Consider the following 21,164-nt stretch of genomic DNA (forward strand, 5'->3'; position numbering starts at 1 on the left):
TCATTGCTTACTTCAGTGCTTACTTACCTGCTTGCTTCACCGCGCGCTTGCGGCGCGCCTGCAAGCCGATGCCTGCCAGGCCCAGCGCCAGCATCGCGTACGTCGATGGCTCCGGCACGGCGCTGACGGTGCCGATGGCGCCCACCAGGTAGCCATAGTTACCGCTGACGGACTGGCCGCCGGTCGAGAACGTAACGGACAGCTCGCGGTCGATGCTGTCGGCATTGGTGCTGGCGATGACGTCGCTCAGCAAGACTTCGGAACCATCCGCACCGGTATAGCTGATGAAGGTCATCGCGTGGCTGAAGCCGTAGCGGGATGCGTCGAACGTGGCCGTCACGCCGGCGTCGCCCCGCAGCACGAGCTGGGTATTGGCCGTCAGCGTGAACTGGTGGCCGCCCAGGGCCTGGGCAAAGACTTCACCCTGGCTGCCGGTAAAGGTGGCGCTGGCATTGACGTTGGCGCCATCCAGGGTGGCGGTGGAATAGCCTTGCTGCACGATGATCTGCGCCGTGCCATCGGTCGCGTATTGCACGGGGTCGGGCAGGGTACCCAGGTCCGGATAGTAGCCGGCGGCCAGCAGCGTGCCCGAATCGGTCAGGGTCAGCGCGGCCTGGATGCCGTCGTTCAAGTCCAGGTCGATCACTTCGACACGGAAGTTGTTTAGCTGGGCAGTGGCAGTCGATTCGGCGTGGACAGCAAGGGGAAGGGACAGGACGGCGGCAAGGGCAAGCAGTTTCATGAAAACTCCATGGAGTTGATGAGACCGCTATGCTAACGCCAACACTTGTTTTTTTGAGAAGATATTTTGTCGTAAAAGTTTCACGCGGACGGATTGTGCCGTCCGCGTCGAATTGCATCGGACAAGCTGGAATCAGCCGCACATATCGGCAAACGCCTTGCCGATGGCAAGGCCGGCAAAATATCCGGAAATGATTAGGGCGCCGAAAATAAGAATATGCTGCTTCAGTTTTGCACGCATGCCGATCTCTCCCAGGTTGATTCCGGCATCGAAGGCCGTTTCAGCAGTGTAGAAAAACGCCGCGTGAGGGTATTGAGTGCGGGCAAGGACGACTCAGCGAAGAATCGCCGGACGCGGAAAACAGAAAAGCCAACCGCGAGCGGTTGGCTTTTCTGATCTATTCGTGGTAGGCCGTGCGGGATTCGAACCTGCGACCAACGGATTAAAAGTCCGCTGCTCTACCAGCTGAGCTAACGACCCGAAAGAGGCCGTATTATATACACGGCGATTGCACGCTGCAAGGGCCGGCGCGACATTTTTTCTATGCCAGCGAGGCCGTCGCCTTCAGCACTTCCTCGGCCGTCGTCGTGCCGTCGACGATCTTGTATGCGCCGGCAATGCGCAAGGGCCGCATGCCGTCGGCGATGGCCTGGCGGCGCAGCGCGCCGATATCCGTTTCTTCCTCGATCAGCTCGTTAAGGGCGGGTGTCACCGTCAGCAGTTCGTAGATGCCGGTGCGGCCCCGGTAGCCCGTGCTGCGGCATTCCGGACAGCCGGCCGGGCGGTAGACCGTGGCCGGTTTCGGGATATTCCACGCGCCGCCGATGCCGCTCCAGATTTCGTCGGCGATGTCGCCGTCCGGCGTCTTGCATTCCGGGCACAGGGTACGCACCAGGCGCTGCGCCATGATGCCGATCACCGTCGCTTCCAGCAGGTAGTAGGGCACGCCCAGTTCCAGCAGGCGCATGACGGCCGACGGCGCGTCGTTGGTGTGCAGCGTCGACAGCACCAGGTGGCCCGTCAGCGCGGCCTGGATCGCCATTTCCGCCGTGGCCAGGTCGCGGATCTCGCCCACCATGATGATGTCCGGATCCTGGCGCATCAGCGCGCGCACGCCATCGGCAAACGACAGGTCGATGCCCGGCTGCACCTGCATCTGGTTGAACGACGCTTCCACCATCTCGATCGGGTCTTCCACCGTGCACACGTTCACTTCCGACGTCGCCAGCGCTTTCAAGGTCGTGTACAGGGTCGTGGTCTTGCCCGAGCCGGTCGGTCCCGTGACGAGGATGATGCCGTGCGGGCGCTTCGTCAGCGCATCCCAGCGCGCCGCGTCGTCCGGCGGGAAGCCCAGTTCCGGCAGGGTCTTGACGACCACTTCCGGGTCGAAGATGCGCATCACGAGCTTTTCGCCGAAGGCCGTGGGCAGGGTCGACAGGCGCAGCTCGATTTCCTGGCCGCCGGCCGTGCGCGTCTTGATGCGGCCATCCTGCGGCCGGCGCTTTTCGATGACGTCCATCCGCCCCAGCAGCTTGATGCGCGCCGTCATGGCGATCATGACGACGGCCGGCACCTGGTAGACCTGGTGCAGCACCCCGTCGATGCGGAAGCGGATGTTGCCGATGTCGCGCTTCGGTTCCAGGTGGATGTCCGAGGCGCGCTGCTCGAACGCGTACTGCCACAGCCAGTCGACGATATTGATCACGTGCTGGTCGTTGGCGTCGACCTGCCGGTTGCTCTTGCCCATCTCGACCAGCTGCTCGAAGTTGTTGCGCAGCGCCAGGTCCTGGCCGGTCGACTTGTTGGCGTCGCGGATCGACTTGGCCAGGGTGAAGAACTGCGACGTGTACTGGGCGATGTCGAGCGGGTTGGCGATCACGCGGCGGATCGAGCGGCGCGAGATGCGGGCGATCTCCGTTTCCCATTCCAGCGCGAACGGGTCGGCCGTCGCCACGGTCAGCGTGTCGGCAGCGATTTCGACGGGCAGGATATTGAAGCGCGCCGCGTAGCTGGCCGACATCACGTCGGCCACGCGGGTGAAATCGACCTTCAGCGGATCGATGCGGTACAGGGGCAGGTTGACGCGGTTGGCCAGCCATTCCGTCAGCAGGTCCAGGGTCAGCAGCCGGTGCGGCGCCCGGGTCGACACCAGCTTGCAGTGGGCCACGGCGCACAGCGGGTGCATCGAGCCGGCCGTGTTGCGCAGGATACCCTGGGCCTGGGTGAAGTGGGCCTTGACGTGGGCTTTCTCGACCATGCCGTCGGCCAGCAGCCACGTGAAGATCTGTTGCAGGTCGAGGGAAGCGGGCATGGCGGCTTTCGTCAGGTGTCGCTGGCCAGCACGCCCTTGACCCAGGACTTGGCCGGCAACTTGGTTTCGGTCACGATGCGCGCGGCCCGTGCGGCCAGCAGGGCCGGGTCGATGGCGCGGGCCGTCTTGAACGCGATCGCAACGACGTTGCCATCATGGACTTGCGGCAGGCTGATCACTTGCGCGAACGCGAACTTCATCGCCTTCAGGTTCTTCGCATAGCTGGGGTGATCGCCAAACAGGTTGACCGTCATGATGCCGCCGTCGTCCAGGCAGGCCGCGCACGCCTGGTAGAACTCCGGCGTGTCCAGCACGGGGCCGCGCGCGGTGGCGTCGTACAGGTCGACCTGCAGCGCATCGAGGGTGCCGTGGCGGGCCGGGTCGTTGACGAAGTCGAGCGCGTCCATCTCCAGCACGTGCAGGCGCTCGTCGTTGTCGGGCAGCTTGAACATGGACTGGCAGATCGCGATGACGTGCGGGTTCAGTTCCACCGCCGTCACTTGTGCTGCGGGGAAGGTCCTGTAGCAGAACTTCGTCAGCGCGGCCGTGCCCAGGCCCAGCTGGGCGATGGCGCGGGGCGCGTCCTGCCACAGCATCCACGCCATCATCTGCTGTGCGTATTCCAGCTCTGGCCAGTCGGGTTTGCGGATGCGCATGGCGCCCTGCACCCATTCCGTTCCGAAGTGCAGGTAACGCACGCCATCCTGTTCCGACAGTGTCACCGGCGCATAGCGCGGCTTGCGCGGTGCCGGCGGCGGCTTGTTGGCCGGGCGGGACGATTCTTCTTTTTCGATGGATTTACGTTTGATCAGCATGGGGATAGGTGGCAAGGGTGAAGCACGAAGTAAGCCATTATCCCGTGCTTGCTTGCCACGTAGCAAGCGCACAAATGAAAACTGCCGGCATCGAACCGGCAGTCGGGCCAGGGCAGGGCCGGATCAGTTGGTCATCGGCTCGATCGACACGCGCAGCCGCACCCGTTCGCCCGGGTCGTACGACATGATGCTCGTGTAATTGCGGCCGCGGTAGTCATACACCACCTCGTAGCCGTTGGTGCGCGATTCCCAGCTGTCGACCATGCGGCACTGGCGCACGGCCTGTTCCTGCACACCGGGCGCCGGCACGTTCTGGTTGCCGATGCGGTCGCCCGCGATGGCGCCGGCAATCGCGCCGGCCGCCGTGGCCGCGGTACGGCCGCTGCCGCTGCCGATATTGCTGCCCAGCAGGGCACCGGCCACGCCGCCGATGATCGAGCCCCCGGCGCTGCGCTGGGGCTGCTGCTGGACCTGCACATACTCGGTCCGGCATTCCTCGCGGGGCCGGTTGTAGCGTTCGACCTGCGGGGTCACGCGTACGACACGGCCGAAATCTTCGAAATCGGCAGCCTGGACGGCAGGCACGGCGCCGACCACCATGGCCGCTAACAGCAGATGGGCTTGCAGCTTCATTTGGGATACCTCGTTATTGGGTGTACTGCTCGATTGTCCGGGTGGCGCTTCGACCGCAAGGCGAATCGCACACCGTTATAGTAACGCCGGCACCCGCCCGGGCGACGACCCGGATGGCAACAATTTGTAACGCCCCGCAGTACCGCCGTCACGGCGGCCGGGAAAGGGCCTTGATGCAGCCAAGGGCGAAATTTTCGTCAATCACGCTTAAATTGAACTGAAGATGACCCCTTTTTAACAAATCTTGCGTGCAGAACCACATTCGAGTTGATTCATGCTGGACAACACGTTACCCTTATAGCTTAGGGCTCGAATTGACTTAAAGAAACTTTTCTGCCCGAAGGAATGTCGCAATGTCTCGCATTTTGCAATGTCTTGTATTTGTACAGGTGCCTGCGCTGAAACCAACCTTACATAAATAGGTCGATTTGAGGGAAAAATGAGTTTGTTCTTAACCGTGCCGCCCAACCTTGTTCAGTCCATCAGGGCCTTCCGTGTCACTGAACTGCAAGAGGAGGCCGGCCGCCTGGGTCAGCATTTTCTGTATGCACATTGCAATGCTGGTTTGACCAAGCAGCAAGTCCTGGGGATCATCGCGGAATCGTTCAAACTGCCCAAGCCCTGCGGCAAGAATTTCGATGCGCTGCGCGAGACCTTGACGGAGACCATGTTCAAGGCCGGCCCGCAGACGGGTTTCCTGATCGTGCTGGAACAACTGCCCAATACCCAGAAATTCGACCGCGAAGCGCGTGAAACCCTGCTCGACGTGTTCCGCGACGCGGCCGACTACTGGGCCGAGAAGAAGGTCCCGTTCCGGGTATTCTACTCCTTCGAGTAAGCGCTTTTTTCCTCACCGCCGGCGCCCGCGCAGGCCTGCTGCAGCGCAGCATATTCCTGCCGTGACGGGTCGCTGTTCTTGGTCTGCTCTGCGGCAACAGGTACAATGGCGGCCATGAAAAACATCGTCATCCTCATTTCCGGACGCGGCAGCAATATGGAAGCGGTGGTCCGCGCGGCCCAGGCCGAACAGTGGCCGGCCCGGATTGCCGCCGTCATCAGCAACCGTGCCGACGCCAAGGGCCTGGAATTTGCCGCCGCCCATGGCATTGCCACGGCCGTGGTGCCGAACAAGGATTATGCCAGCCGCGAGGCCTTCGATGCCGCGCTGGCAGAGGCCATCGATGCGTTCGCGCCGGACCTGGTGGTGCTGGCCGGTTTCATGCGTATCCTGACCCCCGGTTTCGTTGAACGTTACGCCGGCCGGATGCTCAATATCCACCCGTCGCTGCTGCCCCATTTTCCCGGCCTGCACACGCACGAAGCAGCCCTGGCGGCCGGCCATGCCCAGCATGGCGCCACCGTGCACTTCGTTACGGCCGAGCTGGACCACGGTCCGATGGTCGACCAGGTGGCCGTGCCGGTCTTGCCGGGCGACACCGCCCAGACCCTGTCGGCGCGCGTGCTGGAACAGGAACACGTGCTGTACCCGCGCGCCATACGCTGGTTTATCGAGGATAAACTGCAAGTCGAGGACGGCCAGGTTTACGGCCCGCACCATCCCCGCCCCACCCATTAATTTGTATTCAATACCAGGATTCACATGAGATTGCCACCAGCTGTTCTGGCCAGTGCCGAAGAGGTACTGCGCGAGATCTTGCGCTTTTCCGCGCCGGCCGACACCACCCTGTCCCGCTACTTCAAGGACCATCCCCGCCTGGGCGGCCGCGAGCGCGGCGCCGTCGCGGAATGCATTTACGCCGTGCTGCGCAACAAGAACTTCTTCACCGACTTCTCCGAAGCGGGCGGCGGTTCGACGATGCGCCGGCTGATGCTGCTGGGCATGGCCGATGCCGTCGGCGTCGACTCCCTGCCGGGCCTGGCGCCGGAAGAAGTGGAGTGGCTGGAACGCATGAAGCAGATCGACCGCAAGCTGCTGCACAAATCCATGCGCAGCAACCTGCCGAAGTGGCTGTTCGACAAGCTGGTGACGCAGTATGGCGAGGAAGAAACCCTGGTACTGGCCGACGCGCTGAACACGCCGGCGCCGCTTGACCTGCGCGTCAATGCGCTGAAGGCGGACCGCGACAAGGTCATCGCGCAACTGGCCGAGGCGCCGATTGCCGCCGTGCCGACGCCGTTCGCGCCGCTGGGCCTGCGCATCCTGCGCAAACCGCAGATCCAGAACCTGCCCCTGTTCAAGGAAGGCGCCATCGAGGTGCAGGACGAGGGCAGCCAGTTGCTGGCCCAGATCCTGGGCGCCAAGCGGGGCGAGATGGTGGTGGACTTCTGCGCCGGCGCCGGCGGCAAGACCCTGGCGATGGGCGCGCAGATGCGCAACACGGGCCGCCTGTATGCCTTCGACGTGTCGGAAAAACGCCTGGCCAAGCTCAAGCCCCGCCTGGCCCGTTCCGGCCTGTCGAACGTTCATCCGGTCGCCATCGCCCACGAAAAGGATGCCAAGATCAAGCGCCTGGCCGGCAAGATCGACCGGGTGCTGGTCGATGCGCCATGCTCGGGCATGGGCACCCTGCGCCGCAATCCGGACGTCAAGTGGCGCCAGCCGGAAAGCGCCATCGCGGAAATGCATGACAAGCAGGTCGCCATCCTGGACGGTGCCGCCCGCCTGGTGAAGGCCGGCGGCCGCCTCGTGTACGCCACCTGCAGCCTGCTGGACGAAGAGAACGATGCCGTGGCGCAGCAATTCATCGCCTCGCACCCGGACTTCGACCTCGTGCCGATGAGCAAGGTGCTGGCCGAACAGAAGATCGACCTGGAAATGGGCGACTACCTGAAGCTGCTGCCGCACAAGCACCAGACGGACGGGTTCTTCGCTGCCGTGTTCGAACGCAAGCCGATGGCGGCCAAGCCCGCCCGGGAGGCTGACGAGGCTGGCGAGGAGTAATGAACCAGTTGCGCCTGACCAAGCTCTTCGACGACCTGATCGGTGACCTGCAGGACCCCGGCCTGATGTGGCAGGTGGGGGCGATTGTCGCCGCCGTCCTGATCGGCTGGGGCCTGTCGCGCCTGCTGCGCGCGCGGGTCGGCAGCCGCACCACGGAAACGGGTGTGCGGCGCTTCGGCATGGAAAGTTTCGGCCGCGTCGTCGGGCCGCTGGCCATCGTCTGCCTGCTGGCCCTGTCGCAGGTGGTGCTGGCGCGCTGGCACCATATCAACCTGATCAAGCTGGCGCTGCCCATCTTCGGCTCGCTGGCCGTGATCCGCTTCGTGTTCTACCTGCTGCGGCGCGTCTTCATCCGCCAGGGCGAGATCGGCGAGGCCGTACTGACTTTCGAGAAGATCTTCCAGCTGGTGGTGTGGCTGGCGTTCGCCCTGTACATCACGGGCTACTGGGACGATATCTACCGTTACCTGGACAGCCTGGTGCTGCACATGGGCAAGAACAAGGTGACGGTGGCGGAAATCCTGCAAGCCATCGTTTCCGTCGTCATCATGCTGGTGCTGGCGATGTGGGCCGGCGCGGCGCTGGAAGAGCGCCTGATGCATGTCGAGACCCTGCACTCGAATTTGCGCGTCGTGCTGGCACGCACGGGCCGGGCCCTGCTGATCGTCGTCGCCGTGCTGCTGAGCCTGAACATGGTGGGCATCGACCTGACCGTGCTCTCCGTGTTCGGCGGTGCCCTCGGCGTCGGCCTGGGCCTGGGTTTGCAGAAGATCGCCAGCAACTACGTGTCCGGCTTTGTCATCCTGCTCGACCGCAGCCTGGCCATCGGCGACATGATCACCGTCGACAAGTACAGCGGCAGGGTGGCGCGCATCAACACCCGCTACACGGTGCTGCAGGGCCTGGACGGCATCGAGTCCATCGTGCCGAACGAAATGCTGGTGTCGGGCGCCGTGCAGAACTCCTCGCTGACGAGCAAATTCGTGTGGATCGGGACGAAAGTGTCGGTTGCGTACGACACCGACGTGGACTTTGCATTGAAATTACTGGAAGAGGCCGCAGCTTCAGTACCTCGGGTCCTGACGGAACGGCCGCCTGCGGCAACCTTGCTGAACTTCGGCGCCGACGGTCTCGAGCTGCAAGTGGGTTTCTGGATCAGCGACCCGGAAAACGGCAGGGGCGGGGTAACGTCGGATGTGAACCGGGCCATCTGGAAAGCATTGAAGGATCACCAGATATCCGTACCGTTTCCTCAACGGGAAATGCGCATCCTGGGGTCGCTGCCATTGCCGGACGTTCGGCCCGAGGCGGATTCGCGGTAACGAATCGTTCCGCATGTCACCGCAACTGAGCGTACAATGACGGACAGAACACGTCGTACAACCGACGGCGCCCGATTTCCGCGCCATTGGGAATCACACTTGGAGCTTGAATGGAATTTAGCTTGAATGCTGTTTTGCAATTTCTGAACGATGGCCTCACCGGCCTGTCCGCGTGGCAGACCGTCGTGTACACGCTGATCGTCACCCACATCACGATTGCCGCCGTAACGATCTACCTGCACCGCCACCAGGCCCACCGGGCCCTGGAATTGCACGCCATTCCGTCGCACTTCTTCCGTTTCTGGCTGTGGCTGACCACGGGCCAGGTGACGAAGGAGTGGGCTGCGATCCACCGCAAGCACCACGCCAAATGCGATACGGAAGAGGATCCACATAGCCCCGTGACGCGCGGCATCAAGAAAGTCTTCTGGGAAGGTGCCGAGCTGTACCGTGCTGAATCGAAGAACAAGGAAACCATGGCCAAGTACGGTCACGGTACGCCGGACGACTGGATCGAACGCAACCTGTACACGCGCTTCAGCTGGCAGGGCGTGGCGCTGCTTCTGGTCGTCAACGTCATGCTGTTCGGCGCCAAGGGCATTACCGTGTGGGCCGTGCAGATGATGTGGATTCCCGTCACCGCCGCCGGCATCATCAACGGCATCGGCCACTACTGGGGCTACCGCAACTTCGACTGCTCGGATGCGGCCACCAACATCATTCCTTGGGGCATCCTGATCGGTGGCGAAGAGCTGCACAACAACCACCACACCTATGCCACGTCGGCCAAGCTGTCGTCGAAGTGGTATGAGTTCGATATCGGCTGGGGCTATATCCGCATGATGGAAATGGTGGGCCTGGCCAAGGTCAAGAAGATGCCGCCGAAGCCGCGCTTCTCCGTCGCCAAGCCGCACGCCGACGCGGAAACCCTGCAAGCCGTCATCGCCAACCGCTACGACGTGATGGCCAAGTACGCCGCGTCCGTCAAGCACGCGTGGGCCGAGGAAGTGGAGCACCTGAAACACAAGGCGCAACTGGAATCGGGCTTCCTGAAGTCGGCCCGCAAGCTGATGCAGCGCGAGCCGGCCAAGCTGGCGGCACCGCAACAGCAGCAACTGACGGAGCTGTTCCAGCACAGCAAGGCGCTGGAAACCATGCACACGATGCGCGTGGAACTGGGCGTGATCTGGGAACGCTCGCACTTCACCCGCGAAGAGCTGGTCCACAAGCTGCAGGACTGGTGCCAACGCGCCGAAGCGTCCGGCATCAAGGCCCTGCAGGACTTCTCGCTGCGCCTGCGCACCTATGCCTGAGTTGCATGGCAGCTCAACGAGAAACGGCCCTTCGGGGCCGTTTTTTTATCTGCCGGCGTCGCAATGACGAGTTCGTGTCGACATCGGAGTCAGGCACGGAGGTCGACACGGGCAGCGGTAAAGGTTGCGCCAGAACCGGGTTTTGGCATCGGTGTCAGTTCGGTGTCAGACACCCGGTTCGTTCGTCGCTGCGTCAGTAGCGGGAGCGTTCGGCGGGGCGGCGGCGGCGCAGCGCGACCGCGCCAACGATCAGGCCGGCTGCCAGCATGCCGAATTGGGATGGCTCTGGAACCATGCTGACCGTCACACTTCCCTGGTAAGCCGCGACGTCGACGTAACCCAGCCATTCACCGCTCTGTCGGGCGACGATGTTGCTTTCGATCCTGTAGTCGTCACCCCAGGCGAATTGCTGCGGCGTCCTGAGGAAATCGACAGGCGCGGCCGTACCGTCCTTCCAGCGTATGCTCTGCCATACTTCAAACTCATTGCCGCCGTTGTCAATGGTGAAACCGTTGTACATCAGCAGCTCGTTATTGTAGCCATCTGCATTGTCGCTCTGGAGCAGCCTGACGCCGAGGTAACTCGCAGTTTGCTGCGGAGTGACATATTCCAGCCTGACGTCGCCGGCAGTGAGCGTGAGCACCATGTCTCCCCAGACAATGTCAACACCATTGTCGTTCTGGATGAAATCGCTGTCATAGTTCAATGTCGTGGTGAGGGTATAGTCCACCCCCTGCGGCAAGGTCCCGAATATGTGGTTGGGCGTGCCGCCCCAGCCGGGGCCGGTAACGGTAGTGGACAGGGTTGCCGGCGCGGCGAAGGCCGACGAGGCTGCAATCAAGCCGATGGCCATCAGGGCACGGGCGAAATGCTTCGACAAACTTGATTTCTGGTACATCGTTCCCTCCAGTTGAAATAACTGACAGTAGATTATCAAAAAAACATGTCATTCTTCACGGAGGACGAAAAAAAACCGCTCGAGGAGCGGTTCTTTATTGAAACAAGATCGATTACTTGATCTTCGTTTCCTTGTAAGCCACGTGCTTGCGGGCTTTGGGATCGAACTTCATGATCTCCATTTTGCCAGGCATCGTGCGCTTGTTCTTCGTGGTGGTGTAGAAGTGACCGGTACCTGCGGTCGATTCCAGCTTGATTTTGTCGCGGCCAGTTTTTGCCATGATAGCTCCCTATTAGACTTTTTCGCCACGGGCGCGCATGTCGACCAGCACGGCATCGATGCCGACCTTGTCGATCACGCGCAGACCAGCGTTGGACAGACGCAGGGAGACCCAGCGATTTTCAGATTCAACAAAGATGCGACGGTTCTGCAGGTTCGGCAGGAAACGACGCTTGGTTTTGTTGTTTGCATGGGAGACGTTGTTGCCGACCATCGGCTTCTTCCCAGTGACTTGGCAAACACGTGCCATGTTGCACTCCTTAGTAAACTTCCGAATTCGGAAAAAACAAGACTATACCGAAAAAAGTCAGAGTTTTCAATCACTTGCAGAAAACAATTGTGTCGTACGCATCAAGAAAAATGACACAATTTTCCGGGTAGGTGGCAGAACTCGCCGAAGTCCTTGATATCTAACGGTAAACCTGGAAAGGCGCCAGCCTGGCCCGCTCTCGCTGCATTGCGCACCGGCGCGGTCGTCCAGGTGCCACCGCATTGGCGGACCGGCCCGATGCGGCACCTCTGTTGTTAGTAGTCAACGGAAAGTGATCATTTTCATCACGTTCGACGCGACTATCTTAACGAAACCTTTACCCCCGCCTAACGGCAGGTTACACCTGAGCAGGCTATAAACCTGCGGCAGGACCGCCGGATGTCATCCCGACTACCAGCAGTGCCTCCGGCGAGCAATCGTCCGGCCGATCGACCTATTTTTTCTTGCTGGTGAAGCGAAACCGATGACGAAGTTTGTGATGGCAACCAATGCAGGCCTGGCGGCTGGCGCCGTGCACCTGGCGCGGATAACCCGGTGGGCCGGCCCCTACATCACCCTGGTGCAGATGCTGCTGATCGGCCTGGCCGTGCTGTCGCTGTCGCGCGTGGGGCTCGTGACGTGGCAGTGGGAACGCGTGGCCGCCACCGGCAGCCTGGCCGCCATTCTCGTGCAGGGCGTGCGCGCCGACCTGATCCTGCTGGGTTATTTCCTGGCCGTGCCCCTGCTGCTGGCGCCCTTGCTGGCGCACCGGGGCAGCGCGCGCCTGTGGCAGGGCGTTGCCGTGGGCTGGACCACCCTGGCGCTGGTGCTGATCCTGTTCCTGGAGTTGTCGTCGCCCCGTTTCATCACGCAGTTCGACATCCGCCCGAACCGCCTGTTCATCGAATACCTGGTCTACCCGAAGGAAGTGGCCGCCACCCTGTGGAACGGCTACCGTACCACCGTGCTGCTGGGCTTCGGCCTGACCTTTCTGCTGGGCTATGCGCTGTGGCGCGTGCTGAAGACGGCCGCTACCCGCACCGATATGTGGTCGAGCCGCAAGATGCTGCTGAGCTGGCCGGTGATCCTGCTGCTGGTGCTGTGCCAGATCCGTTCGACGACGGATCACCGCCCCGCCAATCCGGCCCTGTTCGCGCTGACGGGCGATTCGATGGTCAATTCCCTCGTCATCAATTCGGCCTGGTCCGTGCTGGACGCGGCCAATTCCCTGCGCAAGGAGGCGAAGTCGTCGGAAATCTACGGCGCCATGCCGCGCGAGCAGATCCTGGAACAGGTGCGCGCGGCGCCATGGCTGGCCGAGGAGACGTTCCCGTCGCCCGGCTTGCCCACCCTGCACCGGCAGCAGGCGGCGATTGCCCGCGAGCGGCCGCTGAACCTCGTCATCGTGCTGGAGGAAAGCCTGGGCGCCACCTTCGTGCAGTCCCTCGGCGGCCTGCCCGTGACACCCGAGCTGGAGCGGCTGAAAGGGGAGGGCTGGTGGTTCGAGCAGCTGTACGCCACGGGTACCCGCTCCGTGCGCGGCATCGAGGCCGTCGTGTCCGGGTACGCGCCGACGCCGGCCCGCAGCGTCGTCAAGCTGTCGCTGGCCCAGCAGAATTTCTATACGCTGGCGCTGGGCCTGGGCAAGCAGGGCTACCACACGGAATTCGTCTACGGCGGCGAAGCGCACTTCGACAATATGCGCCAATTCTTTACCGGCAACGGTTTCCAGAAGGTGACGGACCGGGGTGACATGACGCCGAAGTTCGAAGGCAGCTGGGGCGCTTCCGACGAAGACCTGTTCGACAAGTCGCTCGAGCGCCTGAACACCCTGCACGCGGCCGGCAAGCCCTTCTTTACCTTGATCTTCAGCTCGTCGAACCACGAGCCGTTCGAGTTCCCGGACGGGAAGATCGCCCTGCACGATCCCGTCAAGCAAGGCGTCAACAACGCCGTCAAGTATGCCGATTTTGCCCTGGGCAAGTTCATTCGCGCCGCCAGGCAGCAGGATTACTGGAAGGACACGGTCTTCCTCATCGTGGCCGACCACGACAACCGCGTCTACGGCGACAGCCTCGTGCCCATCAAGAAATTCCACATTCCCGGCCTGATCCTGGGCGCCGATATCCAGCCGAGGAAGATCGCGCCGATTGCCAGCCAGATCGACCTGGGCCCGACCCTCCTGTCCCTGATGGGCGTGTCCAGCGAGCACCCGATGATCGGCCGCGACTTCGCCCGTGACAGCACGACGCCGGGCCGCGCGCTGCTGCAGTTCGATAACTATTTCACCTGGCTGGAAGGCCAATCCGCCACCATCCTGCGCCCCGGCAGCCCGGCCCTGGCGGGCCGCTACGACGCCGCCAGCGGCAAGCTCGACATCGCTGCCGCGCCGCCATCGCAGGCCAAGGTCGACCAGGCCATGGCCCATGTGCTGCTGCCGTCGATGCTGTACCGGGAGCAGCGCTACCGCTTGCAGCCGTAGCCTCTACATCTGCCCGTTCTCGGCAAACGAGTGGACCGTCGACCCTGCCACGACGAAATGGTCGAGGATGCGGATGTCGACCAGGGCCAGGGCCTGGGCCAGGGTGCGGGTGAGCAGCAGGTCCGACTGGCTGGGCGTGGGGACGCCGGACGGATGGTTGTGGGCCAGCATGACGCTGGCGGCGTTGTGGTTCAGCGCCTCGCGCACCACTTCGCGGGGGTAGACGCTGGTGTGGGTCAAGGTGCCGCGAAACATCTCGCGCGCCTCGATCAGGCGGTTGCGCACGTCCAGGAACAGCACGTGGAACGATTCGTAGGGCTGGCCGGCCATCGACAGGCGCAGGTATTCGCGCACGGCCGTGGGCGAGCCCAGCATCTCGCCCGTGCGCAACTGCTCGTTGATGGCGCGGCGGGCCAGTTCCATCACGGCCTGCAGCTGGGCGAATTTGGCGCTGCCCAGGCCCGGGATGCGGGTGAAGTCCGCCAGCGGGGCGGCGAACAGGGCCTGCAGCGAGCCGAAGTGCCGCACCGTGTCGGCCGCCAGCTCGACGGCGTTCTTGCCCTTGACGCCCACGCGCAGGAAAACGGCCAGCAGTTCCGCGTCCGACAGGGCGGCCGCCCCTTCGCGGATCAGCCGCTCGCGGGGGCGCTGCTGTTCGGGCCAGTCCGAGATCGCCATGGGGCCTCCTGTTCCGACGGTGGAAGGCCATTATCGGCTGCGTCCGTGCAGGCGTACTGATCCAGTTCGCCCGCCGTTGCTGCGGCGGACGGGAAAGCAGTCCCGCCGCACAGGCGGGAGGCAAGCTGGCTTACAATAACGGTTTGCACGCCATAAGAACCGCCATGTCCAACGTCGTTACCGCTTCCGCATACCTTACCCTGCACTATCGCCTGGCCGCTCCGGACGGCACCGATATCGTCAGCACCTTCAACGGCAACCCGGCCACCCTGATGCTGGGCCAGGGCCAGCTGGCGCCCGTGCTGGAAGAATTGCTGATCGGCCTGCCCGAAGGCACGCACAAGACCTTCGACCTGGAACCGGGCGTTGCCTTCGGTCCGCGCAACCCCGAGCTGATCCAGCTTGTTACGCGCGCTACCCTGGACGAGAACTCCGTACCGGGGGCGGAATACAAGGTGGGCGACCTGGTCGACTTCGCGGCGCCCGGCGGCGGCCGTTTTGCCGGCATCCTGCGCGAATTGCGCGACGATGCCGCCCTGTTCGACTTCAATCACCCGCTGGCAGGCCAGCCGGTGCGCTTCGAAGTGAACCTCATTTCCGTTCTGTAATCGAATCCCATGGACAAAGAACTTCTCCTGGCCCAGCCCCGCGGCTTCTGCGCGGGTGTCGACCGTGCCATTGAAATCGTCGAACGGGCGCTCAAGCAGTTCGGCGCGCCCATCTACGTGCGGCACGAAATCGTGCACAACGCCTATGTCGTGGCCGACCTTCGCGAAAAGGGCGCCATCTTCATCGAGCAGCTGGAAGACGTCCCGGCCGGCAATACGCTCGTGTTTTCCGCCCATGGCGTGTCGAAAGCCGTGCGCGCCGAAGCGGAGTCGCGCGGCCTGTCCATCTTCGACGCCACCTGTCCCCTGGTGACGAAGGTGCACGTCGAAGTGGCCAAGATGCGCAAGTCGGGCTACGAGATCATCATGATCGGCCACGATGGCCACCCCGAAGTGGAAGGCACGATGGGCCAGACGGACGAGGGCATGCACCTGGTCGAGACGGTCGAGGACATCGCCGCCCTGAACGTGGTCAACCCGGACCACCTGGCCTACGTGTCGCAGACCACCCTGTCGGTCGACGACACGGCCGAAATCATCGCCGCGCTGAAGGCGCGCTTCCCGAATATCCAGGAACCGAAGAAGGGCGACATCTGCTACGCCACGACGAACCGCCAGGAAGCCGTCAAGTTCATGGCGCCCCAGGTGGAAGTGGTGATCGTCGTGGGCAGCCCGAACAGCTCGAACTCGAACCGCCTGCGCGAAGTAGCGCAGAAGATGGGCACGCCCGCCTACATGGTCGACCGGGCCGAGCAGATCGACCCGAGCTGGCTGGACGGCCACCGCCGTGTCGGCGTCACGGCCGGCGCCTCGGCCCCGGAAGTGCTGGTGCAGGCCGTCATCGACCGCCTGAAGCAACTGGGCGTGAAAAGCGTGCGTCCCCTGGAAGGCGTCGAGGAGAACGTCACGTTCCCGCTGCCGAAAGGTCTGGCCTGACAGTGTTCGTATCAGAGCTGCAACACTTGGCGCAGTTCGTTGTCGAGAAAACCACCGTGAGGGTGAATTTAATTTAGAATTGCTCCGATTTTTCCATGGTTAGTTTTCGTTAAGAATCGCTATCATTGCGAACGCTTGGAAAAATTGCCGTTCCGACTGCTTTCTGCACGGCGACCGGAACCTGGATCGTCCGGCAAGCGGGTCTGCGTGACAGGGCAGCGCGGCGGGGCGAAAAATGGCGGCACGCGGGACCACTCCCGGGTGCCGTTTTTATTACGCAGCGGCAGCAGTATGACGGGGCACGATCCCCCATGGCCGCGCACTGAAGGGGCAACCTCACGATGGATACCTTTATCCAACAACTTATCAATGGGCTCGTGCTGGGCTCCATGTATGCGCTGGTCGCCCTCGGCTACACGATGGTGTATGGCGTGCTGAACCTGATTAACTTCGCCCATGGCGACGTCCTGATGATCGGCGCCATGATCGGACTGACCATCCTGAATATCCTCGGCGCCCACTTCCCCGAGATGGCCGGCTGGCTGCAACTGCTGATCGCCATCGTCTGCGCCATCCCCGGCTGCATGATCGTCAATATCCTTATCGAGCGCATTGCCTACCGCCGCCTGCGCAACGCGCCCCGGCTGGCCCCGTTGATCACGGCCATCGGCATGTCGATCCTGCTGCAGACCTTCGCCATGATGATCTGGGGCCGCAACCCGCTGCCGTTCCCGCAACTGCTGCCGACCGAACCGATTGCCGTCGGCGGCGCCGTCATCAGCATCACGCAGGTCCTGCTGCTGGCGCTGGCTGCGCTGTCGATGACGGGCCTGGTGCTGCTGGTCGAGCGTACCCGCATGGGCCGCGCCATGCGCGCCGTCGCCGAGAATCCCCGCGTGGCGGGCCTGATGGGCGTCGATTCGAACCGGGTCATCGTCGCCACCTTCGCCATCGGTGCCGCGCTGGCGGCCGTGGCCGGTGTCATGTGGGGTGCCAACTATGCGTCGATCCAGTTCGCCATGGGCACGATCCCCGGCCTGAAGGCCTTCTGCGCCGCCGTGCTGGGCGGCATCGGCAATATCTACGGCGCCATGATCGGCGGCATCGTGCTGGGCATTATCGAAAGCCTGGGCGCCGGCTATATCGGCGACCTGACGGGCGGCTTCCTGGGCAGTCACTACCAGGACATCTTCGCCTTCATCGTGCTGATCCTCGTGCTGACGGTGCGTCCGTCCGGCATCATGGGCGAGCGCGTGGCCGACCGCGCCTGATCGAAAGGACACACCATGGCACTCCTGAACTTCGATACCACGCGCAACCCGCAGAAGGCCTTCGTCAGCATGGGCCTGCTGCTGGTCGTGGCGCTGGCCTTCCCTTTTATCGCGCAGAACTTCGGTAACTCCTGGGTCCGCATCGCCGACCTGGCCCTGCTGTACATCATGCTGGCCCTGGGCCTGAACGTCGTGGTGGGCTTCGCCGGCCTGCTCGACCTGGGCTATATCGCCTTCTACGCCATCGGCGCCTACCTGACGGGCCTGCTGGCATCGCCCCAGTTCGCGACCTTGCTGGAGTCCCTGATCAACCTGCACCCCGGCACGGGCGAGGCGCTGGCCGCCGTGTTCGGCGAGGAAATCCGCACCAACGGCATCCACCTGTCCGTCTGGTTCATCGTGCCGCTGGCGGCCGCGCTGGCTGGCCTGTTCGGTGCCATCCTGGGCGCGCCGACGCTGAAGCTGCGGGGCGACTACCTGGCCATCGTGACGCTGGGCTTCGGCGAGATCATCCGCATCTTCATGAACAACCTGAACGATCCGATCAACATCACCAACGGTCCCCAGGGCATCAACCTGATCGACCCGATCAAGGTGTTCGGCGTCGACCTGGCCGGTGCCGCCGGGTCCGGCGCGATGGTCCAGGTGGGCCCCTGGTCGATGCCATCGGTGAACGCTTACTACTTCCTGTTCCTGCTGCTGACCATCGCCACCATCTTCATCACGTCACGCCTGCAGCATTCGCGCCTGGGCCGGGCCTGGGTCGCCATCCGCGAGGACGAGATCGCCGCCAAGGCCATGGGCATCAACACCCGCAACGTCAAGCTGCTGGCCTTCTCGATGGGCGCCACCTTCGGCGGCGTGGCCGGGGCCATGTTCGCGTCGTTCCAGGGCTTCGTGTCGCCGGAATCGTTCTCGCTGACGGAATCGATCGCCGTGCTGGCCATGGTAGTACTGGGCGGCATCGGCCATATCCCCGGCGTCGTGCTGGGTGGCCTGCTGCTGGCGGCCTTGCCGGAAGTGCTGCGCCACGTGGTCGAACCGCTGCAGCAGCAGCTGTTCGGCAAGATCCTGATCGAGGCCGAAGTGCTGCGCCAGCTGCTGTACGGCCTGGCGATGGTGGTCATCATGCTGAACCGTCCGGCCGGCCTGTGGCCGTCACCGAAGCACGAGGATCGCCCGGATGGCGATTCCGATACCAAGTCACAATCGTCCGGCGTCGTGCCCGCGTGAGGAAGAACGTATGAGCGAAGTCATTCTGAACATCCAGGGCGTCAACAAGCGTTTCGGCGGCCTGCAGGCGCTGACCGACGTAGGCATCACCATCGGCCGCGGCCAGATCTACGGCCTGATCGGACCGAACGGCGCCGGCAAGACGACGTTCTTCAACGTCATCACGGGGCTGTACCAGCCGGACACGGGCACCTTCGAGCTGGCCGGCAAGCCGTATTCGCCGTCCGCGCCGCACGCCGTGGCCAAGGCCGGCATTGCACGCACCTTCCAGAACATCCGCCTGTTCGGCGAGATGACGGCGCTGGAAAACGTCATGGTGGGGCGCCATGTGCGCTCGCACCAGGGCGTGTTCGGCGCCATCTTCCGCCACAAGGCGGCCCGCGTGGAAGAAGCGTCGATCCGCCAGCGGGCCCAGGAGCTGCTGGACTTCGTCGGCATCGGCCAGTTCGCCAGCCGCACGTCGAAATTCCTGTCCTACGGCGACCAGCGCCGCCTGGAAATCGCCCGTGCCCTGGCAACCGACCCGCAACTGCTGGCGCTGGACGAACCGGCCGCCGGCATGAACGCGACGGAAAAGCTGGCCCTGCGCGAGCTCTTGGTAAAGATCAAGAACGAAGGCAAGACCGTGCTGCTGATCGAGCACGACGTCAAGCTGATGATGGGCCTGTGCGACCGCATCACGGTGCTGGAATACGGCAAGCGCATCGCCGAAGGCCTGCCGCACGAGATACAAAGCAACCAGGCCGTCATCGACGCCTATCTGGGAGGGTCGCACTGATGGCCGTGAATGCAACGAAGAATGTGCTGAAGATTGCCGGCCTGAAGGTCGCCTACGGTGGCATCAAGGCCGTCAAGGGCATCGATATCGAAGTCAACGAGGGCGAGCTGGTCACCCTGATCGGCGCCAACGGCGCGGGCAAGACGACCACCCTGAAAGCCATCACGGGCACGCTGCCCGCCTGCAAGGTCGAGGGCACGATTTCCTACCTGGGCCAGTCGCTGAAGGGCACGCAGAGCTTCCACCTGGTCGAGCGCAAGCTGGCCATGGTGCCGGAAGGGCGGGGCGTCTTCACCCGCATGTCGATCCGGGAAAACCTGATGATGGGGGCCTACACGCGCACCGACCAGGCCGGCATCGAGGACGATATCGCCAAGTGGTTCGACGTCTTCCCGCGCCTGAAGGAAAGGTCGGCCCAGCTGGCCGGCACCCTGTCCGGCGGCGAGCAGCAGATGCTGGCCATGGCGCGCGCGCTGATGTGCCACCCGCACCTGCTGCTGCTGGACGAACCGTCGATGGGCCTGTCGCCGATCATGGTGGACAAGATCTTCCAGGTGATCCGCGACGTGTCGCAGCAGGGCATCACGATCCTCCTGGTCGAGCAGAACGCCAAGCTGGCGCTGGAAGCGGCCCACCGCGGCTACGTGATGGACTCCGGCGCCATCACGATGACGGGCAACGCCCAGGACATGCTGCACGACCCCCGCGTCAAGGCCGCCTACCTGGGCGAGTAAAACCGGGGACAGTCCCCTGTTTTCAGGCAATGTTGCTTCAAAAATGGGGACAGACCCCATTTTTGAAGCAACATTGCCAATCGATGGACGAAAAAAAGCCCCGGGGTGAACCGGGGCCCTGAAGGACATCCGCTGAGAGGATCCACGGATGCCGAGGAGACCTGGTACAGCGATGCGGCCGGGGCTGGCCCCGGCATGCTTCAGATGATTTAGGCGGCGGTGGCGTTGGCCGTCGGTGCCGATTTCACGGCCGACGAGAACTGGCTCACGGCGGCGTTGACATTGGCTTCGATGGCGTCCGTGGCCTGCTTGGCGGTACGGGTGAACTGCTCGTAGCCGGCGTTGGCGCTGCCCAGGGCCGACTTGAACAGGGCGACGGCGTTTTCCGTGCCGGCTGGTGCGTTCTTGCTGACTTCTTCGACCAGGGAAATGACCTTGCGGTTCGTTTCCAGGATCTGGCTTTCGGCTGCCTTCGAGAATTCGGCGGTGGTGCCCGAAGCGATCGACGCCAGGTTACGGCTGTAGGCGATGGCTTTCTCGGCGTTCGGCTGGGCACGGGCGGCCGTCAGCGCGAAGAATTCCTGGGGATCCTTGGCCGACAGCAGTTGCTTGGCGGCTGCGGACGAATCTTCCAGCGACGCCTTGGCGGCGGTCAGGTTCAGGTCGACGAGTTTTTCAACGCCTTCGAAAGCCTTGTTGGTCAGCGCGGAAAAGATCGCGAACTGGCTCTCGAAATTGGCCTTGGTCGCATTGGAAAATTGCTCAGGGATCGAAAACATATAACTCTCCAAATATAGTAGTGGACGTGAATGAACCTCGATGTGGGGTCCTCAGCGTTTCCTGTGGTTAAAGTTCCTGCAGACTACTTGCTGTTTGCTACCTGAATTTCGGTCCGAACAGCTATTGTGCAACGCAACATGACCTATTCTACGGGTGCTGAAATTTAAGTCAAGCGTATTTTGTGCGTTGCACAAGGGCA

The 21,164-nt window shown here is 63.0% G+C and carries 22 protein-coding genes and 1 tRNA gene; 12 read left to right on the forward strand and 11 right to left on the reverse strand.

Annotated features, from left to right (window positions below; genetic code table 11):
* Window positions 1-19 precede the first annotated feature (19 nt).
* The 5 genes from GM672_RS29125 to GM672_RS04835 all read right to left on the reverse strand — a co-directional run bounded on the left by GM672_RS29125 (window position 20) and on the right by GM672_RS04835 (window position 4,501).
* Complete coding sequence (locus tag GM672_RS29125) at window positions 20-742, reverse strand: PEP-CTERM sorting domain-containing protein (RefSeq protein WP_229417555.1); 723 nt, start codon at window positions 740-742, stop codon at window positions 20-22.
* 404 nt (window positions 743-1,146) lie between these two features.
* Window positions 1,147-1,222: transfer RNA gene (locus GM672_RS04820), tRNA-Lys, on the reverse strand.
* Between the two features lie 61 nt (window positions 1,223-1,283).
* Window positions 1,284-3,053, reverse strand: a complete 1,770-nt coding sequence (gene tfpB / locus GM672_RS04825) for a type IV pilus assembly ATPase TfpB (protein ID WP_155469392.1) — start codon at window positions 3,051-3,053, stop codon at window positions 1,284-1,286.
* 11 nt (window positions 3,054-3,064) lie between these two features.
* Window positions 3,065-3,868: a spermine/spermidine synthase domain-containing protein gene (locus tag GM672_RS04830; RefSeq protein WP_155469393.1), complete on the reverse strand. Its 804-nt coding sequence runs from the start codon at window positions 3,866-3,868 to the stop codon at window positions 3,065-3,067.
* A gap of 123 nt (window positions 3,869-3,991) precedes the next feature.
* Complete coding sequence (locus GM672_RS04835) at window positions 3,992-4,501, reverse strand: glycine zipper 2TM domain-containing protein (RefSeq protein ID WP_155469394.1); 510 nt, start codon at window positions 4,499-4,501, stop codon at window positions 3,992-3,994.
* Between the two features lie 439 nt (window positions 4,502-4,940).
* Between GM672_RS04835 and GM672_RS04840 the strand changes: the two genes are divergently transcribed.
* Entirely contained in the window at window positions 4,941-5,339 is a 399-nt protein-coding gene (locus GM672_RS04840) for a barstar family protein (protein WP_155469395.1), read from the forward strand.
* Here GM672_RS04840 and GM672_RS04845 read toward each other — a convergent pair.
* Window positions 5,324-5,470 carry a hypothetical protein gene (locus GM672_RS04845; protein WP_155469396.1) on the reverse strand — a complete coding sequence of 49 codons (147 nt, stop codon included), beginning with the start codon at window positions 5,468-5,470 and terminating at the stop codon, window positions 5,324-5,326. The genes GM672_RS04840 and GM672_RS04845 overlap by 16 nt on opposite strands.
* Between GM672_RS04845 and purN the strand changes: the two genes are divergently transcribed.
* From purN to GM672_RS04865, 4 genes are all read left to right on the forward strand, one after another.
* Entirely contained in the window at window positions 5,454-6,077 is a 624-nt protein-coding gene (gene purN / locus GM672_RS04850) for a phosphoribosylglycinamide formyltransferase (RefSeq protein WP_155469397.1), read from the forward strand. The two genes, GM672_RS04845 and purN, sit on opposite strands and share 17 nt — an antisense overlap.
* 24 nt (window positions 6,078-6,101) lie before the next feature.
* Window positions 6,102-7,403: an RsmB/NOP family class I SAM-dependent RNA methyltransferase gene (locus tag GM672_RS04855; RefSeq protein ID WP_155469398.1), complete on the forward strand. Its 1,302-nt coding sequence runs from the start codon at window positions 6,102-6,104 to the stop codon at window positions 7,401-7,403.
* Window positions 7,403-8,725, forward strand: coding sequence for a mechanosensitive ion channel family protein (locus GM672_RS04860; RefSeq protein WP_155469399.1), 1,323 nt, complete (start codon window positions 7,403-7,405; stop codon window positions 8,723-8,725). Before GM672_RS04855 ends, GM672_RS04860 begins: the two co-directional genes overlap by 1 nt.
* A 110-nt stretch (window positions 8,726-8,835) precedes the next feature.
* Window positions 8,836-10,038 (forward strand): DesA family fatty acid desaturase, encoded by a 1,203-nt coding sequence (locus GM672_RS04865; protein ID WP_155469400.1) that lies wholly within the window; start codon window positions 8,836-8,838, stop codon window positions 10,036-10,038.
* 193 nt (window positions 10,039-10,231) lie between these two features.
* Here GM672_RS04865 and GM672_RS04870 read toward each other — a convergent pair whose 3' ends face one another.
* From GM672_RS04870 to rpmB, 3 genes are all read right to left on the reverse strand, one after another.
* A complete protein-coding gene (locus tag GM672_RS04870; protein WP_155469401.1) occupies window positions 10,232-10,936 on the reverse strand; it encodes a PEP-CTERM sorting domain-containing protein in 705 nt (234 codons plus the stop codon).
* Window positions 10,937-11,048: 112 nt separating this feature from the next.
* The gene (rpmG, locus tag GM672_RS04875; protein WP_134384802.1) at window positions 11,049-11,216 is read right to left on the reverse strand and encodes a 50S ribosomal protein L33; all 168 of its coding nucleotides are present in this window, start codon (window positions 11,214-11,216) and stop codon (window positions 11,049-11,051) included.
* 12 nt (window positions 11,217-11,228) lie between these two features.
* The gene (gene rpmB, locus GM672_RS04880; RefSeq protein WP_010400928.1) at window positions 11,229-11,465 is read right to left on the reverse strand and encodes a 50S ribosomal protein L28; all 237 of its coding nucleotides are present in this window, start codon (window positions 11,463-11,465) and stop codon (window positions 11,229-11,231) included.
* A gap of 499 nt (window positions 11,466-11,964) precedes the next feature.
* Between rpmB and GM672_RS04885 the strand changes: the two genes are divergently transcribed.
* The gene (locus tag GM672_RS04885; RefSeq protein ID WP_229417556.1) at window positions 11,965-13,947 is read left to right on the forward strand and encodes an LTA synthase family protein; all 1,983 of its coding nucleotides are present in this window, start codon (window positions 11,965-11,967) and stop codon (window positions 13,945-13,947) included.
* A 3-nt stretch (window positions 13,948-13,950) separates the two neighbouring features.
* Here the strand turns inward: GM672_RS04885 and radC are convergent, their stop codons facing one another.
* On the reverse strand, window positions 13,951-14,625 hold the full coding sequence (gene radC / locus GM672_RS04890) for a RadC family protein (RefSeq protein WP_155469402.1): 675 nt from the start codon (window positions 14,623-14,625) through the stop codon (window positions 13,951-13,953).
* A gap of 164 nt (window positions 14,626-14,789) precedes the next feature.
* Here radC and GM672_RS04895 point away from each other — a divergent pair, with 164 nt between their 5' ends.
* The 6 genes from GM672_RS04895 (at window position 14,790) to GM672_RS04920 (ending at window position 20,185) form a co-directional block, all read left to right on the forward strand.
* The gene (locus GM672_RS04895) at window positions 14,790-15,233 is read left to right on the forward strand and encodes an FKBP-type peptidyl-prolyl cis-trans isomerase (protein ID WP_155469403.1); all 444 of its coding nucleotides are present in this window, start codon (window positions 14,790-14,792) and stop codon (window positions 15,231-15,233) included.
* 9 nt (window positions 15,234-15,242) lie between these two features.
* Window positions 15,243-16,169: a 4-hydroxy-3-methylbut-2-enyl diphosphate reductase gene (ispH, locus tag GM672_RS04900; RefSeq protein WP_155469404.1), complete on the forward strand. Its 927-nt coding sequence runs from the start codon at window positions 15,243-15,245 to the stop codon at window positions 16,167-16,169.
* 341 nt (window positions 16,170-16,510) lie between these two features.
* A complete protein-coding gene (locus GM672_RS04905; protein ID WP_155469405.1) occupies window positions 16,511-17,440 on the forward strand; it encodes a branched-chain amino acid ABC transporter permease in 930 nt (309 codons plus the stop codon).
* A 15-nt stretch (window positions 17,441-17,455) separates the two neighbouring features.
* Window positions 17,456-18,673: an ABC transporter permease subunit gene (locus GM672_RS04910; RefSeq protein ID WP_155469406.1), complete on the forward strand. Its 1,218-nt coding sequence runs from the start codon at window positions 17,456-17,458 to the stop codon at window positions 18,671-18,673.
* 10 nt (window positions 18,674-18,683) lie between these two features.
* Window positions 18,684-19,451 carry an ABC transporter ATP-binding protein gene (locus GM672_RS04915; RefSeq protein WP_155469407.1) on the forward strand — a complete coding sequence of 256 codons (768 nt, stop codon included), beginning with the start codon at window positions 18,684-18,686 and terminating at the stop codon, window positions 19,449-19,451.
* Window positions 19,451-20,185, forward strand: coding sequence for an ABC transporter ATP-binding protein (locus GM672_RS04920; RefSeq protein ID WP_155469408.1), 735 nt, complete (start codon window positions 19,451-19,453; stop codon window positions 20,183-20,185). Before GM672_RS04915 ends, GM672_RS04920 begins: the two co-directional genes overlap by 1 nt.
* Before the next feature lie 209 nt (window positions 20,186-20,394).
* On the opposite strand, the gene phaP is transcribed toward GM672_RS04920, so the two are convergent.
* Window positions 20,395-20,964 carry a TIGR01841 family phasin gene (gene phaP / locus GM672_RS04925; RefSeq protein WP_155469409.1) on the reverse strand — a complete coding sequence of 190 codons (570 nt, stop codon included), beginning with the start codon at window positions 20,962-20,964 and terminating at the stop codon, window positions 20,395-20,397.
* Window positions 20,965-21,164 lie beyond the last annotated feature (200 nt).

Origin of the sequence: Pseudoduganella buxea (assembly GCF_009720835.1) — a bacterium.
GTDB classification, from domain to species: Bacteria; Pseudomonadota; Gammaproteobacteria; order Burkholderiales; family Burkholderiaceae_D; genus Rugamonas; species Rugamonas buxea.

Excerpts from the sequence above, each read along its gene's own strand:
- GM672_RS29125 (WP_229417555.1), bottom strand. The coding sequence starts at position 742 with ATGAAACTGCTTGCCCTTGCCGCCGTCCTGTCCCTTCCCCTTGCTGTC.
- tfpB (WP_155469392.1), bottom strand. The coding sequence starts at position 3,053 with ATGCCCGCTTCCCTCGACCTGCAACAGATCTTCACGTGGCTGCTGGCC.
- GM672_RS04830 (WP_155469393.1), bottom strand. The coding sequence starts at position 3,868 with ATGCTGATCAAACGTAAATCCATCGAAAAAGAAGAATCGTCCCGCCCG.
- GM672_RS04835 (WP_155469394.1), bottom strand. The coding sequence starts at position 4,501 with ATGAAGCTGCAAGCCCATCTGCTGTTAGCGGCCATGGTGGTCGGCGCC.
- GM672_RS04840 (WP_155469395.1), top strand. The coding sequence starts at position 4,941 with ATGAGTTTGTTCTTAACCGTGCCGCCCAACCTTGTTCAGTCCATCAGG.
- purN (WP_155469397.1), top strand. The coding sequence starts at position 5,454 with ATGAAAAACATCGTCATCCTCATTTCCGGACGCGGCAGCAATATGGAA.
- GM672_RS04845 (WP_155469396.1), bottom strand. The coding sequence starts at position 5,470 with ATGACGATGTTTTTCATGGCCGCCATTGTACCTGTTGCCGCAGAGCAG.
- GM672_RS04855 (WP_155469398.1), top strand. The coding sequence starts at position 6,102 with ATGAGATTGCCACCAGCTGTTCTGGCCAGTGCCGAAGAGGTACTGCGC.
- GM672_RS04860 (WP_155469399.1), top strand. The coding sequence starts at position 7,403 with ATGAACCAGTTGCGCCTGACCAAGCTCTTCGACGACCTGATCGGTGAC.
- GM672_RS04865 (WP_155469400.1), top strand. The coding sequence starts at position 8,836 with ATGGAATTTAGCTTGAATGCTGTTTTGCAATTTCTGAACGATGGCCTC.
- GM672_RS04870 (WP_155469401.1), bottom strand. The coding sequence starts at position 10,936 with ATGTACCAGAAATCAAGTTTGTCGAAGCATTTCGCCCGTGCCCTGATG.
- rpmG (WP_134384802.1), bottom strand. The coding sequence starts at position 11,216 with ATGGCAAAAACTGGCCGCGACAAAATCAAGCTGGAATCGACCGCAGGT.
- rpmB (WP_010400928.1), bottom strand. The coding sequence starts at position 11,465 with ATGGCACGTGTTTGCCAAGTCACTGGGAAGAAGCCGATGGTCGGCAAC.
- GM672_RS04885 (WP_229417556.1), top strand. The coding sequence starts at position 11,965 with ATGGCAACCAATGCAGGCCTGGCGGCTGGCGCCGTGCACCTGGCGCGG.
- radC (WP_155469402.1), bottom strand. The coding sequence starts at position 14,625 with ATGGCGATCTCGGACTGGCCCGAACAGCAGCGCCCCCGCGAGCGGCTG.
- GM672_RS04895 (WP_155469403.1), top strand. The coding sequence starts at position 14,790 with ATGTCCAACGTCGTTACCGCTTCCGCATACCTTACCCTGCACTATCGC.
- ispH (WP_155469404.1), top strand. The coding sequence starts at position 15,243 with ATGGACAAAGAACTTCTCCTGGCCCAGCCCCGCGGCTTCTGCGCGGGT.
- GM672_RS04905 (WP_155469405.1), top strand. The coding sequence starts at position 16,511 with ATGGATACCTTTATCCAACAACTTATCAATGGGCTCGTGCTGGGCTCC.
- GM672_RS04910 (WP_155469406.1), top strand. The coding sequence starts at position 17,456 with ATGGCACTCCTGAACTTCGATACCACGCGCAACCCGCAGAAGGCCTTC.
- GM672_RS04915 (WP_155469407.1), top strand. The coding sequence starts at position 18,684 with ATGAGCGAAGTCATTCTGAACATCCAGGGCGTCAACAAGCGTTTCGGC.
- GM672_RS04920 (WP_155469408.1), top strand. The coding sequence starts at position 19,451 with ATGGCCGTGAATGCAACGAAGAATGTGCTGAAGATTGCCGGCCTGAAG.
- phaP (WP_155469409.1), bottom strand. The coding sequence starts at position 20,964 with ATGTTTTCGATCCCTGAGCAATTTTCCAATGCGACCAAGGCCAATTTC.